Source organism: Arthrobacter sp. R-11 (genome assembly GCF_049913155.1).
Taxonomy (GTDB): domain Bacteria; phylum Actinomycetota; class Actinomycetes; order Actinomycetales; family Micrococcaceae; genus Arthrobacter.
This window is the reverse complement of record NZ_CP183979.1, coordinates 53,057-68,817: the sequence shown is the minus strand read 5'-3', so window position 1 is coordinate 68,817 and position 15,761 is coordinate 53,057. Positions and strand designations below refer to the sequence as shown.

Annotated in this window: 14 protein-coding genes; 5 read left to right on the top strand and 9 right to left on the bottom strand. The window is 67.9% G+C overall.

Annotated features, from left to right (window positions below):
• Positions 1-22 precede the first annotated feature (22 nt).
• Positions 23-1,357: an MFS transporter gene (locus tag ACN9M4_RS00325; protein ID WP_426301259.1), complete on the bottom strand. Its 1,335-nt coding sequence runs from the start codon at positions 1,355-1,357 to the stop codon at positions 23-25.
• A 72-nt stretch (positions 1,358-1,429) separates the two neighbouring features.
• Entirely contained in the window at positions 1,430-2,188 is a 759-nt protein-coding gene (locus ACN9M4_RS00320) for a LamB/YcsF family protein (protein ID WP_426301257.1), read from the bottom strand.
• Positions 2,189-2,294: 106 nt separating this feature from the next.
• On the opposite strand from ACN9M4_RS00320, the gene ACN9M4_RS00315 reads away from it, so the two are divergent.
• Together ACN9M4_RS00315 and ACN9M4_RS00310 are read left to right on the top strand one after the other, a co-directional pair.
• The gene (locus ACN9M4_RS00315; RefSeq protein ID WP_426301255.1) at positions 2,295-2,963 is read left to right on the top strand and encodes a GntR family transcriptional regulator; all 669 of its coding nucleotides are present in this window, start codon (positions 2,295-2,297) and stop codon (positions 2,961-2,963) included.
• A 102-nt stretch (positions 2,964-3,065) separates the two neighbouring features.
• On the top strand, positions 3,066-3,530 hold the full coding sequence (locus ACN9M4_RS00310) for an iron chaperone (RefSeq protein WP_426301253.1): 465 nt from the start codon (positions 3,066-3,068) through the stop codon (positions 3,528-3,530).
• A 58-nt stretch (positions 3,531-3,588) separates the two neighbouring features.
• Here ACN9M4_RS00310 and ACN9M4_RS00305 read toward each other — a convergent pair whose 3' ends face one another.
• Together ACN9M4_RS00305 and ACN9M4_RS00300 are read right to left on the bottom strand one after the other, a co-directional pair.
• Positions 3,589-6,474 (bottom strand): NPCBM/NEW2 domain-containing protein, encoded by a 2,886-nt coding sequence (locus tag ACN9M4_RS00305; RefSeq protein WP_426301251.1) that lies wholly within the window; start codon positions 6,472-6,474, stop codon positions 3,589-3,591.
• Positions 6,475-6,760: 286 nt separating this feature from the next.
• Entirely contained in the window at positions 6,761-7,579 is an 819-nt protein-coding gene (locus tag ACN9M4_RS00300) for a LysR family transcriptional regulator substrate-binding protein (protein WP_426301249.1), read from the bottom strand.
• 334 nt (positions 7,580-7,913) lie between these two features.
• Between ACN9M4_RS00300 and ACN9M4_RS00295 the strand changes: the two genes are divergently transcribed.
• Together ACN9M4_RS00295 and ACN9M4_RS00290 are read left to right on the top strand one after the other, a co-directional pair.
• Positions 7,914-9,425 carry an amino acid permease gene (locus ACN9M4_RS00295; protein WP_426301247.1) on the top strand — a complete coding sequence of 504 codons (1,512 nt, stop codon included), beginning with the start codon at positions 7,914-7,916 and terminating at the stop codon, positions 9,423-9,425.
• Between the two features lie 209 nt (positions 9,426-9,634).
• Complete coding sequence (locus ACN9M4_RS00290; protein WP_426301245.1) at positions 9,635-10,492, top strand: SDR family NAD(P)-dependent oxidoreductase; 858 nt, start codon at positions 9,635-9,637, stop codon at positions 10,490-10,492.
• A 157-nt stretch (positions 10,493-10,649) separates the two neighbouring features.
• Here ACN9M4_RS00290 and ACN9M4_RS00285 read toward each other — a convergent pair whose 3' ends face one another.
• The 4 genes from ACN9M4_RS00285 to ACN9M4_RS00270 are packed head-to-tail and all read right to left on the bottom strand — an operon-like array spanning position 10,650 to position 13,736.
• The gene (locus tag ACN9M4_RS00285; protein ID WP_426301243.1) at positions 10,650-11,711 is read right to left on the bottom strand and encodes a sulfate/molybdate ABC transporter ATP-binding protein; all 1,062 of its coding nucleotides are present in this window, start codon (positions 11,709-11,711) and stop codon (positions 10,650-10,652) included.
• The gene (locus ACN9M4_RS00280) at positions 11,708-12,535 is read right to left on the bottom strand and encodes an ABC transporter permease (RefSeq protein WP_426301241.1); all 828 of its coding nucleotides are present in this window, start codon (positions 12,533-12,535) and stop codon (positions 11,708-11,710) included. Before ACN9M4_RS00280 ends, ACN9M4_RS00285 begins: the two co-directional genes overlap by 4 nt.
• Positions 12,532-13,329, bottom strand: coding sequence for a molybdate ABC transporter substrate-binding protein (modA, locus tag ACN9M4_RS00275; protein ID WP_426301239.1), 798 nt, complete (start codon positions 13,327-13,329; stop codon positions 12,532-12,534). The genes ACN9M4_RS00280 and modA overlap by 4 nt, the downstream gene beginning before the upstream one ends.
• The gene (locus ACN9M4_RS00270) at positions 13,326-13,736 is read right to left on the bottom strand and encodes a TOBE domain-containing protein (protein WP_426301237.1); all 411 of its coding nucleotides are present in this window, start codon (positions 13,734-13,736) and stop codon (positions 13,326-13,328) included. The genes modA and ACN9M4_RS00270 overlap by 4 nt, the downstream gene beginning before the upstream one ends.
• A gap of 118 nt (positions 13,737-13,854) precedes the next feature.
• Between ACN9M4_RS00270 and ACN9M4_RS00265 the strand changes: the two genes are divergently transcribed.
• Positions 13,855-14,253 carry a DUF5997 family protein gene (locus ACN9M4_RS00265; RefSeq protein ID WP_426301235.1) on the top strand — a complete coding sequence of 133 codons (399 nt, stop codon included), beginning with the start codon at positions 13,855-13,857 and terminating at the stop codon, positions 14,251-14,253.
• A gap of 68 nt (positions 14,254-14,321) precedes the next feature.
• Here the strand turns inward: ACN9M4_RS00265 and ACN9M4_RS00260 are convergent, their stop codons facing one another.
• On the bottom strand, positions 14,322-15,692 hold the full coding sequence (locus ACN9M4_RS00260) for an MFS transporter (RefSeq protein WP_426301233.1): 1,371 nt from the start codon (positions 15,690-15,692) through the stop codon (positions 14,322-14,324).
• Positions 15,693-15,761 lie beyond the last annotated feature (69 nt).

Here is a 15,761-nt window from a genome sequence, read left to right as displayed (position 1 = left end):
TCAGTTCAGCTAAGGCGGCCGCTCAGGCCTGGGCGTCCTGCAGGAGCCTGACGTCCTCTTCCGGCTGCGGGTCGCGGCCCAGCAGCAGGCCAACGATCGTCACAACGGAGGCCGCCAGCAGGTAGAGCGCGATCAGCCACCAGCCGCCGGCGGCCGCACCGTAGAGCGAGGTGAAGATCAGCGGAGCGACGGCGCCGCCCACCACACCGGCCAAGGTGTAGGCCAGCGAGCTGCCGGCGTAGCGCAGCCGGGCCGGGAACTGTTCAGTGATGTAGGCGGCCTGCGGGCCGTACATGAAGGCGTGCAGCGCCAGGCCGATCACGACGCCGATGGTCAACATCACCACGGACCTGCCCTGGATCATCAGGAAGAACAGCGGGATGAACGCGGCCGTGGCGGCGGCGGTGATGCCGTAGACGAGGCGGCGGTTGAAGCGGTCCGTCGCAGCGCCGGCCAGCGGGATCAGGAACAGCTGGAAGGCCGAGCCGATGAGGATGGCGGCCAGGACGTTTCCTGTGGTCATGCCCAGTTCCTTGGTGGCGTAGACGGCCACGAACACGGTGAACAGGGCGTACAGGATGTCCGGGCAGACGCGCGACAGGGCTGCGGAGATGAGCGCCTTGGGTTCGGTGGTGAAGACCTCCTTGATGGGGGCCTTGGGGCGGTCGCCATGGGCCTGGATGGCCTTGAACACCGGGGTTTCCTCAAGCTTGAGGCGGATCAGCAGGCCGAAGGCCACCAGCACGGCCGAAGCCAGGAACGCCACACGCCAGCCCCAGGAAAGGAAGTCGGTGTTGCTGAGGGTGGCGGCCAGGACGGCGAGGACGCCATTGGCCAGCAGGTTGCCGGCGGGCGGGCCGATCTGCGCGGCCGAGGACCAGAAGCCGCGCTTGTTGGGGTCGCCGAATTCACTGGAGAGCAGCACCGCACCGCCCCATTCGCCGCCGACGCCGATGCCCTGGGCCAGGCGCAGCAGCACCAGGATGACGGGGGCCGCGACGCCGATCACCGTGTAGTCCGGCAGTGCGCCGATGAGGACGGTGGCCACGCCGATGAGCACGAGGGTGAAGACCAGCACGTACTTGCGGCCGATCTTGTCGCCGAGCCGGCCGAACACCACGCCGCCGATCGGGCGGGCCAGGTAGCCCACGGCGAACGCGGAGAAGGAGAGCAGCAGGCCCACGAACTCATCGCCCGCGGGGAAGAAGATCTTGGGGAAGACGAGGGCCGAAGCCACGGAGTAGATGGCGAAGTCGTAGTACTCGAGCGAGGTGCCGGTGAGGCTGGCGACGTACGCCTTGAGGGCGCCGGCCGGTGGCTTCCTTGTCACGGCGCGTGCCTTGCTGTTGGTGGTCATGATGTCCTCCGGGGGATGAGGGTGTTGCTGGGATTGGGGTTCTTGCGACGAACGGGTTCAGGCGAGGGTAGTTCAGGCGAAGGAGGCGATGCTGACGCCGGCGTCGCTGAGGGCGGACTTCACGGCGGTGGCCATGGCCACGGCGCCCGGTGAGTCACCATGCACGCAGATGCTTTCCGCGCGGACATTGAGGATGGAGCCGTCGATTGCCATGATCCGCTGTTCGGTAGCCATCCGCAGCACATGCTCGGCCACCTCCGCGGGATCGTGCAGCACGGCACCCGGCAGGGTACGGGAAACCAGTGTGCCGTCCGGGTTGTAGGCGCGGTCCGCGAACGCTTCGCTCACGGCGCGCAGCCCGGCGGCCTCGGCCAGCCGCAGGACTTCCGAACCCGGCAGCCCGAGGATCGAAAGGCTTGGGTCCACTGCCTTGACGGCGTCGACGACGGCCTGGGCCTGGGCGGTGTGCTTGACGATCGCGTTGTACAGGCCGCCGTGCGGCTTCACGTAGCGGACCGAGGCTCCGGCGGCGGCCGCCAGGGCCTGCAGCGCGCCGATCTGGTACACGACGTCGTCGGCCAGTTCTTCGGGATCGACGTCCAGGAAGCGGCGGCCGAAGCCCGCCAGGTCCCGGTAGCCGACGTGCGCTCCGATGACGACGCCGGCCTGCGCCGCCTTTTGCGCGGTGGCGCGGATGACGCTGGGGTCGCCGGCGTGGAAACCGCACGCCACGTTGGCGCTGGAGACGGACTCGAACATCGCGGAATCGTCGCCGAGGGTCCAGCGTCCGAAGGACTCCCCGACGTCGCTGTTCAGGTCGATGCTTGCCATTGTGATCCCTATCTCATTGGATGTGGTCCATCTAGGATGCACTACATTGTCGGATTGTTCAACGATTCTTCGATTCGAGTTTGCGACAATCAGGTAAATTCATGTCATGGCACCTACCCAGACCGGCAGCGCGCGCGTCCGCATCGCCGTGCCGTCCGTGGCCGAACGCGTGGCCGAGGAGCTGCGCTACCAGCTCGCCGAGGGCATGCTGCTGCCGGGAGCCCGGCTGACTGAAGCCACCATCGCGGAGGACCTAGGCGTCTCGCGGAACACCGTGCGGGAGGCCTTCGCCGAACTCGCCAGCGAACGGCTGGTGGTCCGCCAGCCCAACCGCGGCGTCTTCGTGGCCACGCTTGAGGCCGGGGACATCCACGACCTCTACACCGTGCGCCGGGCCATCGAAGTGAGTTCGATCCGCGGCGGCGGCAGCGCCGAGCGAATTGCGGCCGTCCGTGCCGCCGTCGACGAGGGCAAACGCGCTGCCGCCGCCGACGACAACGACGCCCTGGGCAGCGCCAACCAGCATTTCCATGGCGCCATCGTGGCCCTCGCCGAAAGCAGGCGGCTGGACACGATCATGAAGCACGTCCTGGCCGAGATGCGCCTGTACTTCCACAAGGCCACCTCGGACGCACACTTCTACAGCGCCTGGCTCGAGGAGAACGAGGCCATCTGCGCAGCCCTCGAGGCCGGGGAACTGGAGCGGGCCGGCGAACTCCTGCTCGGCTACCTCAACCGTTCCGAAGAGCAGCAGCGGGCAGTACACGGCGAGTAGCTGCGGGGAGCAAGGGCTCCGCGCATTCGAGCAGTTCCGGAGAAGCCGGCCGCATTACCCGGCCGTAGGGTTGGTTCATCAGCCCGCGCGAAAGGAACTGCAATGACGGAGACCAGCAAGAGCGCCAAGTCGTACGAGGGATTCACCGAAGAGGAACGCGCCGCCATGAAGGAGCGCGCCCAGGAACTCAAAGCGGGCGCAAAGCGGCGCGGGTCCACCGCCAAGGCCGGCAAGGAGGACGGCGAGAGCGAGGTGCTCACCAAGATCGCCGAATTGCCGGAACCGGACCGCGCCCTGGCGGAGCGCATCCACGCGATCGTGAAGGAAAGCGCCCCGGGACTCGAGCCGAAGACCTGGTATGGCATGCCCGCGTATGCCAGGGACGGCAAGGTGGTCTGCTTCTTCCAGGGCTCGGGCAAATTCAAGACCCGGTACTCAACGCTCGGCTTCAATGATCCGGCGGCGCTGGACGAGGGCGAAATGTGGCCGGTTGCCTACGCTCTGACAGAACTGACGCCCGAGGTCGAAGCGAGGATCAGTGAACTGGTGAAGAAGGCAGCCGGCTAGAGCCACAAAGCAGCGCCGCCCCGGCATCCACGTAGGCTGACCCGGGGCGGCCGCTGGCCTACTCGAGGCCCACCGGCAGGTTCCCGATGGCCACATCCATGATGTTCAGCCCTTCGTCCACGAGCGCGCTGCCTGCAGGCAGGGTGATGCTGGCGACCTTGAACGCGGCCGGGATGTCGATCTTCGTGGCGAACACCGAGGCCTGCTCGTCAATGCGCAGCACTGTGGACGCGCCGCCGATGTACGCCTGGGTGTGCCGCTGGTGGTACGCCGACCTTGCCAGCAGCATGCTGGTGTCCGTGGGCACGCCGTCCTTCCAGTTCGGCAGGGCGAGGGTGACCTTCTTAGTCATGCCGTTGGTGAAGTGCACCGTGGCCACGCCGGAGGACACCGCGCCGGTGGAGAAGCCGGTCACCAGCAGGGTTCGGCCTTGTCCGGAGATCGCCAGTTGCTGCCCGGCGGCCTTGAGCGTGTCCGGAGTTCCCACCGGGTTCGGGTGCCATACGGATGTCACGCCGAAGGCCGAGTACGGCTTCCCGCTGGTCAGTCCCGCGTCCGCAAGCGCCTCCTCGGAGAAGGTGCGGCGGTCCGCAGTGATCGCCCCGTTGCGCGGGTTCGCCGCGTTCGCCACCGAGGTCTGGTTCAGCAGCGCCGCGAACGGCAGCGGCGTGACGTCGACGCCGGGGCCCTGGTACGCGCCGATGTTCGGCGCCGTAACTGAACCCGCACCCGCGGTGGGGTTCTCGAAGAAGTCCTTGCCGCCGTCGTCGGCAATTGCAGTCCCGGCCCCCAGCAGCGGCGAGCCGGCCGCGAGCTTGTAGCCCGGAACGTCCAGGGTGGTCTGGCCGCTGCCGCCGGCGATCAGCTTGGGATCGCCGGTCACGGAACCAAGCTCGCCGGCGGGCGGCAGGATGCCGCCGAAGTAGGCGTTGTTGGAGTACACCGCGGACGCAGCCCGGAGCGGACCGCCCGGCGTCACGAAGATGTTGTTGCGGACCTCGCGCGGCCCCGTCATGTCGTCCAGGAAGCCGCGGGACGGGCAGTAGAAGGTGTTGTTGTAGATGTAGTGCTTGCCCGGCCCGGTGCTGGCACCGCCCAGGCGGCAGTCGTCCTGGGCCACGTTGTAGCGTAAAACCACCTTGGCCGCGGTGGATCCGCCGCCGCAGTTGGAGACGCAGTTGAGGTAGAAGCCGCCGGCGTTCCCGTAGGAGTAGTTGTACTGGAAGAGGCAGGTTCCCACGATCTTCATGTCGCAGTCCCAGGCGGTGGAGTCGTAGACGGACGTGGTGCTGTTGCCCACCACATTGAACTGGAACACGGGGTTCTTGGAGTTGTACGGCCACATGCCGGCGAAGTTGCCGCCCTCGTACGGGTGGGCACCCTGGCCGAGGTTGAGGCCGCTGTTGTATTCGATGAGCGGGGCGTCGGAGTTGTGGATGACAATCGCGTCGCCGCCCACCTCGTGCATCTTGTTCCGGGCCACGTAGACGCCGGTGTTGTAGCGCTCCGTGGTGTCCGGTGCGGAGATCTTCACGCCGCCGCCGGCAGTGTCGTTGACCTCGTTGTCCGTGATGGTGATGCCGTCCACGGAGCCCTTGCCCCAGGTGCGCACCATGATCCCGGCGGACTGGGCGAAGCCGGCGCCGTTCGTGGCCTTGTTGCGCCAGCCGGCCACGTCTTCCACGTGGTTTCCCGTGACCACGATGCCCGCGGTCTGTGCCGTGCCGCTGTTTTCGAAGAGGATGCCTACGCGCCGTGTGGGGGTGTCCGAGGGGTTGACCACGTGCAGTCCGCTGACGGTCCAGTGGCTGGCGTTGGTGATCTGGATGGCTGCCACCGCGCCATTGCCGTTGATGGTGGGCTTGGCGCCTTCGCCGTAGCTGGAGAGGGTGATCGGGTGGCCCGCGACGCCGGTGCCCGCCGGCTTGAGTGCGCCGGTGCAGCTGGTGCCGGCGCGGAAGAGGATCGATTCGCCGGCGTTGAAGGCGCCGTGGCCGTCGAGCTGGGCGATCGAGTTGAAGGGGCTCGCCTGGCTGCCGTCGCCGGGGCTCGGGGCCGAGCAGTCCACGTAGAACTTCGCGTCACTGAGCTGGACGACGAGCGAACCGAGGGCGCCGCTGGTGGCCACGTCGAACGGGCCCGTGCCGCTGGCCGTCAGCTCCGCCGTGCCACCCGCGGCTCCGGCGGGCACCACGAAGGTGACGGTCGCGACGCCGCCGGCGTCAGCAACGGCGTCGGCCACCTTTTCGCCGCGGAAGGCGAGGCTGACCGGCCCCAGCGGCTTGAGGTCGCGCACGACGACGGTGGCCGGGGTTCCGGGGACGAGCGAGTTGAGGTTCGTCCCGGCTGAGCCCTCGAGGCGCAGCGGCGCGGCGAGGTATTCGCTGGAGCAGTTGATTTTGGCGTCGGCCCAGTCGGCGTGGTCGTTGCCGTTTCCTTCCGGCCCGGCGTCGACTCGCAGTTCCAGGGTGCTGGCGCCGGCCAAGTCCACGTTGACCGGCAGGGCGCCGTCGATCCCCTTGCGTTCGGCGGCAAATCGTTCGGCGCCGTCCACGAACACGCGGAAGTCCACGCGGCCGCGGTCGGCCTGGGTGTCATCGATGCCCACCTGGGCGAGGAACTGCCGGCACTGGCCGCCGAGCTTGTAGCTGATGGACGACGGCGCGTGGGTGCCGAGGCCCTTCGCGTAGACGGTGCCGTCGATGGTGAGCGGGCGACGGTTCGCGTCGCCGAGGGCCTGGCCGCCGTTGCTCATGTCGAGTTCGGCAGGTCCCCAGCCGTTGCTCATACTGGCCCAGGGAACGTCGCTGGCATAGACGACGCCGGTGGGCGGCGGTGGTGTTTCGGCGGCGACGGCCGCGGGGACGGTCCCGACGCCGGCCGCGACCATGGCGGCCGAGGCTGCGATGGCGGCCAGGTTTCTGGCCAAGGTTGGTGTTTTCAAGGTTGTCTCCTCATTGAGTGCTTCCCTGGAAAGCCTTCGGGAAACGCACACAGCGGGTCAACGAGGTGCACAAATTTGAACAGAAACTAACGCCGTGGGGAGGCGGTGGGTGGGCCCACGCCGCCCGGGTTCCCTGGCTGAGCGTAGCGAGGCAAGGGAGGCGGTGGGTGGGCCCACGCCGCCCGGGTTCCCTGGCTGAGCGTAGCGAGGCAAGGGAGGCGGTGGGTGGGCCCACGCCGCCCGGGTTCCCTGGCTGAGCGTAGCGAGGCAAGGGAGGCGGTGGGGATTAGCGCTTGCCCTTCTTCCGCGAGCCCCGGCCGCGGCCCTTGTCCGGGTTCGGGGCGTAGCGCTGCGCCACCTTCTTGGCGCCGGCACCGGAGCCGCCGCCCCAGCGGCGGTCCGGTTTGGGGGCCTTCTTCGGCGCCTCCTGCTTGGCCGAGGGCTGGCGCGAACTGTTCGCAGTCCGGCCGCGGACCACGCCGATGAATTCCTCGACCACCTCGTCCGTGGCGTCCTTGGGCCAGGCCAGGGCGATCCGGGTTCCTTCGGCACCGTGGAGGCGGCGGGCCACGGTGTCCTTGACGTTGAAGTGGCGGGCCATGGGCATCGGCATGATCACCAGGCCGGCGCCCGATGCCACTACCTGCAGCGCCATCTCCGGACCGCCCATTGCGGCGATGTCCAGGAAGTTTTCCTCGGCCAGGTCGGCCAGTTCCACGTCCTCGAAGACCGTGATCTCGTGGCCTTTCGGCGCCACGACGGCGGGCTGCTCTTCGTAGAGCGGGATGACGTGGAGGTCTTCCTGGTCCACAGGCAGACGGACGAAGCTGAGGTCCGCGGAACCGTCGCGCAGCACCGAAAGCTGGGCGCCGTCGTCGGACATGAAGGAATGCAGCGGAACGTCCGGCATGCGCTCTTCCCAGCGCCGGATCCATTTGCCCGGCATCACCCCCGGAACGTATGCGAAGCGCAGCTCGCGGCGGCTTCCTGTGGCGTCGGTCGCGGTTTCGCCTGGCGCTGTTTCGCCTGGCGCTGTTTCGCCTGGCGCTGTTTCGCCTGGCGCTGTTTCGTCGGAGGCGGGGGCGGGATCGTGGTCGGCTGGCACCACTTCACAGTACCTCTTGGCGGCAAAGCGGACCCGCCCACGGCGAGCTGCGGGCCAAGATAGCAGCAAACCCAAGCAATGCTTGAAACAATTCCGCCCCAGCATCAGCCCAGCTGTTGCTCGGGCGGCTAGCGGGAAGCCCATCGGTGACGATCGTTTGCCAATGTGCCTGAGCTCTCATGAGCCCTCCGGGGTGATGTTAGCTTGATCACCGGAATGGTCCCGGCGGGTATTTCCCCCATACCCTGAAGACCAGAACCCCGCAGATTCCGGCGTTGTCCGGCTCTTTCTGTGCGCCCAACTCTTGCCTATGCACTAATCCCACGGAGGATCAATGAGCGCTGCTCCGCTCCAAGAAGCCGACACACAGGGAACCCCGGCAGAACCGGCCAAAGCTGGCCTCAGGCGGTCTATGGAAGCCCGCCACCTGGTCATGATCGGCCTCGGCGGCGTGATCGGTTCCGGGCTGTTCGTCAGCTCCGGGTACACGATCTCCCAGGCCGGACCGCTTGGCGCGGTCATCGCCTACCTGATCGGCGCCGTCGTCGTTTACCTGGTGATGGCCTGTCTCAGCGAACTTGCCATCGCCTACCCCGTTTCCGGCGCGTTCCACATCTACGCCGCCCGCTCCATCGGCCCCGCCACCGGCTTCACCACCGCGTGGCTCTACTGGCTGACCTGGGCCGTGGCCCTCGGCTCGGAATTCACTGCCGCAGGCCTGCTCATGCAGCGCTGGTTCCCGGACGTCCCCGTGTGGATCTGGTGCCTGGTCTTCGCGTCCGTGCTGTTCTCCATGAACGCCATCTCCTCCCGCGTGTTCGGCGAGAGCGAGTTCTGGTTCGCGATGATCAAGGTCGCCGCCGTCGTCGGCCTGATCATCCTTGGCGGGGCCGCGCTCCTGGGTTTCCACCCGATGGCCAGCGGCGACTACCCGCAACTGTTCGAGAACTTCTCGACCTCTGCGGGCCTCTTCCCGAACGGCTTCACCGGCGTGCTGGTCACCGTGCTCGTGGTGTTCTTCGCGTTCTCCGGGTCCGAGCTGATCGGCGTGGCGGCCGGCGAAACCACGGACCCGGCACGGAACATCCCCAAGGCCATGCGGACCACCGTGCTGCGCCTGGTGATCTTCTTCATCGGCGCGATCGTGGTCATCGCCGCCACCATCCCCTACGACAAGGCCGGCCTCGACGAGAGCCCCTTCGTCACGGTCTTCTCCAGCATCGGCGTCCCGTATGCCGCGGACATCATGAACTTCGTGGTTATCACCGCCCTGCTCTCGGCGGGCAACAGCGGCCTCTACTCCTGTGCCCGGATGCTCTTCTCGCTGGCCGACGAGGGCCACGCGCCCAAGGCCTTCGCGAAACTGACCAAACGCGGCATCCCGCTGCTTGCCCTGGTCGTCAGCATCTTCGGCGGCCTCGCCTCCCTGATCAGCAGCATCGTGGCGCCCACCACCGTGTACCTGGTGCTCACCTCGGTTGCCGGCTTCGCCACCGTGGCTGTCTGGATGTCGATCGTGGCATCCCACTACTTCCACCGCCGCGCCTTCGTCCGGAACGGCGGGGACCTCTCCACCCTGCCGTACAAGGCTCCGCTCTTCCCGCTGGTCCCGATCCTGGCCTTCGTGGCCTGCCTTGGCTCCATGATCGGCATCGGCTTCGATCCCACCCAGGCTCCGGCCCTGTACTTCGGCGGCCTCTTCACCGTGGCCTGCTACGTGTTCTTCCACTTCCGGTACCGGAAGCGCGGGCAGGCTCCGGCGGCTGCCGCGGCTGATCCGGCCGGCGCTAGCACGACGGATGCAGAGGACGACGACGCGAAGGTTCCGGCCGGCGTCGGCGTGTAGCGCTACCGCCAGGTGAACAACAGAGCCGCCCGGGTTCCCCACGAACCCGGGCGGCTCTTTTGTGCGGGCGAAGTCGTGCGGGCGAAGTCGTGCGGGCGAAGTCGTGCGGGCGAAGTCGTGCGGGCGAAGTCCGCAGTCTGGTCAACCCGACCCTGGTGTGCTGTGATGTTGCCCAGTCGAAAGGCACAAGGCCGCAGGAGGCGAAGACGATGGCTTCCATGGAAGGCGCCGTGGCGCTGGTGACGGGCGCGACCGGCGGCTTGGGGAATGCCGTGGCAAGCGGCCTTGCCCGCGAAGGCGCTTTGGTGGTGGTGGTCGGCCGCTCCATGGCCCGGGCGGAACAGGCGATGGAGGGCATCCGTGCGCTTGTGCCTGCCGCAGTCCTGGAGCCGCTGGCGTGCGATCTTTCGGACCAGTCCTCCATCCGCGCAGCCGCGGCCCGGTTCCTGTCCCGCCATGACACTCTCGACGTCCTTGTCAACGCGGCGGGAGTGTTCCGCAAGGAGCGCCACGTGACCCCCGACGGTCTTGAACTGACCTTCGCCACCAACGTGATGGCCTATTTCCTGCTGACCAAGCTCCTGCTGGATCCCCTCAAGCGCGCCGCCGCTGCCGGGCCGCGCACCTCCCGCATCGTGAACATCTCGTCCAGGTACGGGAACACCAAACTCAAGTTCGACGACCTCCAGACCGCGCAGGGCACGTACAGCTACCTGCGTTCGACTCCGCCGACGATGCTCGCCCGCGTCCTCCTCACCCAGGAGTTCGCCGAACGGCTTGCCGGCACGGGCGTGGTGGCGAACGCCGTCCACCCGGGGCTGGTCAGGAACACGACCCTGCTGCAGGACGTCGGCGGCCCTTTCCGCTGGATCACGAACACCTTCGGGGCACCGGCCGAAAAAGCGGCGGACACTCCTCTCTGGCTCGCCACCTCGCCGGAGACGGCGGCGGTCTCCGGAAAGCTCTGGGCCAAGCACAAGGAGCTCCCGACACCCGGCATGGGATCGGACCCGGAAGCGCGCCGGCGCTTCTGGGACGCCTGCTCGCACCTGGCCGGGATGCCGTAGGGTCCGTCTAGGAGTCGAAACCCAGCCCGACGGCGTCGAGGCACCGGGGCGCCGAATTCGCGGGAGCGCTGCCCGCTCGCGGGAGCGCTCCGGCGAACTGGAAGTGTTCCCACGAGTCCGGCATGCGAACGCCGGTACGCCCGACACCGCGCGGCAGCTACGCCCCGTACACCTGCACCTCGGCAGACTTCACCACGAAGAACACCTGCATCCCCGGCTCCAGGCCCAGTTCGGCCGAGGCCGCGGGGGTGATGTCCGCGGCCAGTTCCCCCGCGCGCACGCGGATCCCGCCCGCGTGCGGCTCAAGTTCCGAGATCACCAGGGGCAGGCAGTTGCGGGGGCTGCCGTGCGGGCGCTCAAGGAAGACGGACACGGCCGACGGCGGGAAGGCGGCGACGCCGGGCTCCCCGGCCAGCGCCTCGCCGTCGGGGGTTCCGGAGACAGCCTGCCCACCTGCGGCCCCGGCGCCTGAAACGAGGAGCCCCTCCGCGGTGACCGTGCCCGAGAGCAGGTTCAGCCCCGCGAGCCCGGCGGCGAAGGCGCTGCGTGGGCGCGCCAGCACCTCCCGGACAGGGCCTTCCTCCACAATCCGGCCCTTCTCCAGTACCACGATCCGGTCCGCGAGCATGAGGGCGTCGAGCACGTCGTGCGTGACGATCACCGCGCTCCGCCCGGCCAGCACCCGCTTTAGGAGTCTGCGCAGGTGCGGGGCGGCGTGGATGTCCAAGGCGGCCATCGGCTCGTCGAGCAGCAGGAGTTCCGGATCGGCGGCGAGGGCGCGGGCCACGGCAACGCGCTGCGCCTGCCCGCCGGACAACTGCCCGGGGCGGCGCCCGGCCAGGTCCAGCGCCCCCACATCGGACAGCCAGCGCCGCGCCGTCTCGCGGGACTTTGCCTTGGCCTCGCCCGCGCTGCGCGGCGCGAACGCCACATTGTCCAGCACACTCAGGTGCGGGAACAGCAGCGCCTCCTGGGCCAGCAACGCCACCCCGCGCCGGTGCGGCGGGACCCAATCCTGCCGGCCGCCGTCACGCTCGAACAGCACCCTGCCCCCCAAACTGGCGGAGCCGGCGTCGGGCTTGACCAGCCCCGCGGCCGCGGCGAGCAGGGTGGACTTCCCGGACCCGTTCGGGCCGAGAATCGCCACGGTCTCCCCGGGTGCCACCGTGAATTCCGCGTCCAGGCGCCCGCGGACCCGGGCCACCATCCGGAACGTCATGCGGCCACCTGCCTCGCGGGCTTCCGGTAGGACAAGCCGACGACGGCCACCGCCACCGCCACCAGAAGCAGGGACAGCGCGACGGCGGCATCGGCGTCGGACTCGCGCTGCAGGTAGATTTCCAGCGGCAGGGTCCGGGTGACGCCCTGCAGGCTCCCCGCGAAAGTGAGGGTGGCGCCGAACTCGCCCAGGCTGCGGGCGAAGGACAGCACGGCGCCCGAGGCCAGCCCCGGCATCACGAGCGGCAGGGTCACGCGGCGCAGCACCGTGGTGGGCGGCGCTCCCAGGGTGGCTGCGATGGCTTCGTATTTGTTTCCGGCGCTGCGCAGCGCGCCTTCGAGGCTGACCACCAGGAAGGGCAGGGCCACGAAGGCCTGCGCCAGGACCACGGCTGTGGTGGAAAAGGCGATCTGGACACCCGCCAGTTCAAGCGATTTCCCCAGCAGGCCCTGGCGCCCGAAGGTGTAGAGCAGGGCGATGCCGCCCACCACCGGCGGAAGCACCAGGGGCAGCAGGACGAAGGCCCGCAGCAGGCGCTGCCCGCGGAACGGGCGGCGCGCCAGCACCATGGCCAGCGGCACCCCGAACACCAGGCACAAAACGGTGCTGGCAGCAGAGGTGCGGAGGCTCAGGCCGAGCGCGTCCAGGGAAGCGGCCGACGTCACCAGGGGAATGAACTGGCCCCAATTGACCTTCGCCAGCATCGCTACCAGAGGCAGCAGGACGAACAGGGCCCCGACGGCGGCGGGCAGGTACAGCCAGCGCGGAACGCCGCTGTAGCCGTGGCCGCCGCCGTCCTGGGAAGCGTTCAGGGGAGGGTTCACGGCGCGCCGAATCCGGCGTCGGCCAGGACCTTCCTGCCCTCACTGCCGATGACCAGCTCGATGAACGACCTCGCCAGCTCCTTGTTCTTGCTGGGGCCGACGGTAGCGATCGGGTAGGTGTTGACGGCCTGGCTAGCCTCCGGGAACGTGATGCCCTTGACCTTGCTGCCGGCGGTCTTCACGTCGGTGACGTAGACCAGGCCGGCGTCGGCTTCGCCGGAGGTGACCTTGCCGAGGACGTCGGTCACCGAGGCTTCCTCGCTCACGGGCTGCAGTGTGGTTCCGCTGGCCTTCTCCACTTTTTCGGTGGCGGCGCCGCAGGGCACCTGGGGCGCGCAGACCACCACCTTCACGCCCGGCTTGGCGAGGTCGGCGAAGGACCAGACCGACGCCGGATTGGCCGGCGGGACCGCGATCTCCAGGACGTTGGTGGCGAAGTTGGTGGGTTCCCCGTCCAGCAGGGAGGCGTCGGAGAGCTTGGCCATGTTCTTGGTGTCAGCCGAGGCGAACACATCGGCCGGGGCGCCCTGGCTGATCTGGGTGGCCAGGTCCGAGGAACCCGCGAAGTTCAGCGTGACCTTGGTCCCGGGGTGGCTCGCTTCGAACCGGGTGGCCAGCCCGGTGAACGTCTTCTTCAGGGATGCCGCGGCGTAGACGGTCAGCGTGCCGGACAGCGTCGGGGTCGCGCTTGCGTTGCTGCCGGCCGGGCTGCCGTTCCCGGCGCACCCGGCAATGCCCGCTGCGAGGGCACCGGCGGCCAGCAATGCCGCGGCCTTCCGGAAGGTGGCCCTCATACGATGCTCTTTCCCTGCGGAGTTTCGATGATGACAGTGGTCGCCTTGACGACCGCGGTGGCCACGGAGCCCAACTCCAGTCCGAGTTCGCGCACGGCTTCGCTGCTCATGAGCGACACCACGCGGAAGGGCCCGCACTGCAGTTCCACCTGCGCCATGACCTTGTCCGCCGTGATCCCGGTGACGAGGCCCACGAAGCGGTTCCTCGCCGAGCTGCCCACACGGGCGGGATCCTCCGGCAGCGCAGCCTGTTCGCGGGCCAGGTGGGCCAGCTCCAGCCCGTCCACCACCACGCGTCCGGACTCGTCCTTCTTCCCGGTCAGGGCCCCGTTGTCGATCCAGCGGCGCACGGTGTCATCGCTCACGCCGAGGAAGCGGGCGGCCTCTGAAACTCGTATCTGCGGCATGGATTCATCATAGGTACGCATTTACGGTGCTACGCAACGAATTTCTCCGCAAACACATATATGACCAGCAGGCCGCCTTCCGCGCCGCGCACCCGCGTCCCGGGGATACCCTTGAACAATGAAATCCCCGAGCCCCCAAGCCATGAAGCCGGCCACCGCTGCCAAGAAGCTTGGCATCTACCTGCCCGCAGCTCCCCAGGAGTTCCAGGATTCGGCCGTCACCCGTGCCGAGTTCGCGGAACTGCAGTCCAACCCGCCCGAGTGGCTGGCCGAGCTGCGCCGCAACGGCCCGCACCCGCGCCCGGTGGTTGCCCAGAAGCTCAACATCTCCATCGCCGGCCTCGCGCGCGGCGGCATCACCGAGCCGCTGACGACCGCGGAAATCACCGCCCTGCTGGCCGCACCGCCGCAGTGGCTCGTCGTCGAACGCGCCACCCACGCCGCCGTCCGCTCAGAAGCCCAGCGCATCAAGGAAGCAAAGAAGGCAGAAGAAAAGGCGAAGGGCAAAAAGGCCTGATAGGCCCGGGCGGGAGTCCCACCCGGGCCTATGCGCCCTGCGACCGCAGTGCGCTGCACCGCGCGAATCTACACCGTGTGAACCGGCCGCGTGGGCACCTGGCTTTGCTCATCGGCAAGAGCCGTGCGCGTGGTCTCCGCGCTCATCAGCAGGCCGACCAATGACAGCACGCCGATGCCCATCAGGAAGAAAGCCGGCGAACTCGCATTGCCCGTCACCGCGATCAGCCAGGTCCCGATGAGCGGTGCCACGCCGCCGAAGAGCATGGCACCCACGTTGAAGGGCAGGGCGAACCCGAGATAGCGCGAGCGGGTGCCGAACAGCTCGGTGAAGAACGACGGGAATACGGCGTCGTTCATCGCGAAGAACATCAGCGACACGATGAGCACGAGGGTCGCCAGGATGACGCCTCCGAACGAGAGCAGCGTCATGATCGGATAGCTCAGGACGATGAACGCGATGCTTGAGATCATCAGCGTGCGCTTGCGGCCAATGCGATCGGAAAGGCGCGCGGCAATCGGGATGAAGGTGATGTGCGCAAGAAGTCCGATTGTGACCACCAGCGTTGCGTTAGCCTCGCTCATCCCCGCCTCTGCGATAAGGAAGGACGGCGTGTAGCTCAGCAGCAGGTAGTAGGCGCCTGCATTGAGCGACATGACGAGCAAGGCCTTGAGCATCGAGGGCAGGCTCTTGAGCGTCTCGCGCCAGTGGCGCACGCTTCGCTCCCCGCCCACCGCCAAATCACGCTGCTCCTTTTCGATCTCGAGCACCCGGCGGAACTGCGGAGTGTCTTCCACACGCGTACGGAGCCAGAGACCGACGATGCCAAGCGGGCCGGCGATAAGGAACGGAATCCTCCATCCCCACTCCTGCATGAATTCGGGCGAGGCACCGGCGTAGAGAAGGGTTGCCATGAGGGAGGCTGCCAGGAAGCCCGCCGCAGCAGCAATCGGTACCACGCTGGTGAGCAGGCCACGCTTCTCAGCCGGGGCATACTCGGCAACAAATGTACCCGCGCCCGCATACTCGCCGGAGGCGGAGAAACTCTGCGTCATACGCAGCAGCAGGAGGAGAACCGGTGCGACGAGCCCGATCGTCGCGTACCCCGGAATGAAGCCGATGGAGAAGGTCGCTCCGGACATGAGGAGGATCGTCGTCGCGAGGATCTTCTTCCGTCCCACCTTGTCGCCCAGGCTGCCCCATACGATGGCGCCGAGGGGGCGTACCAGGAAGGAGAGCGCGAACACACCGAAGGTACTCATCAGGGCAACAGCGCGGTCCTCGGGCGGGAAGAAGACGACGGCGATCGTCGTTGCGAGGTAGCTGTAGCTCGCGTAGTCGAAGTACTCCAGCAAGGTGCCGAGCCCGCTGGCTATGACAACCCTGCGGAGCATGGATCGAGGCACAAAATCAGTGGTGGGGAGAGTCTTGGGCATCATTGGGGGCTCCTCGTTGAGAACGAGATCGAGGCGGCTGGGCCGCAGCTTGGAATGTGAGCTCAATCATGT

Bases quoted from the DNA above. Each gene is read 5' to 3' on its own strand.
- ACN9M4_RS00270 (WP_426301237.1), bottom strand. From the start codon at position 13,736: ATGCCGCAGATACGAGTTTCAGAGGCCGCCCGCTTCCTCGGCGTGAGC.
- ACN9M4_RS00265 (WP_426301235.1), top strand. From the start codon at position 13,855: ATGAAATCCCCGAGCCCCCAAGCCATGAAGCCGGCCACCGCTGCCAAG.
- ACN9M4_RS00290 (WP_426301245.1), top strand. From the start codon at position 9,635: ATGGCTTCCATGGAAGGCGCCGTGGCGCTGGTGACGGGCGCGACCGGC.
- ACN9M4_RS00325 (WP_426301259.1), bottom strand. From the start codon at position 1,357: ATGACCACCAACAGCAAGGCACGCGCCGTGACAAGGAAGCCACCGGCC.
- ACN9M4_RS00285 (WP_426301243.1), bottom strand. From the start codon at position 11,711: ATGACGTTCCGGATGGTGGCCCGGGTCCGCGGGCGCCTGGACGCGGAA.
- ACN9M4_RS00295 (WP_426301247.1), top strand. From the start codon at position 7,914: ATGAGCGCTGCTCCGCTCCAAGAAGCCGACACACAGGGAACCCCGGCA.
- ACN9M4_RS00260 (WP_426301233.1), bottom strand. From the start codon at position 15,692: ATGATGCCCAAGACTCTCCCCACCACTGATTTTGTGCCTCGATCCATG.
- ACN9M4_RS00315 (WP_426301255.1), top strand. From the start codon at position 2,295: ATGGCACCTACCCAGACCGGCAGCGCGCGCGTCCGCATCGCCGTGCCG.
- ACN9M4_RS00320 (WP_426301257.1), bottom strand. From the start codon at position 2,188: ATGGCAAGCATCGACCTGAACAGCGACGTCGGGGAGTCCTTCGGACGC.
- ACN9M4_RS00310 (WP_426301253.1), top strand. From the start codon at position 3,066: ATGACGGAGACCAGCAAGAGCGCCAAGTCGTACGAGGGATTCACCGAA.
- modA (WP_426301239.1), bottom strand. From the start codon at position 13,329: ATGAGGGCCACCTTCCGGAAGGCCGCGGCATTGCTGGCCGCCGGTGCC.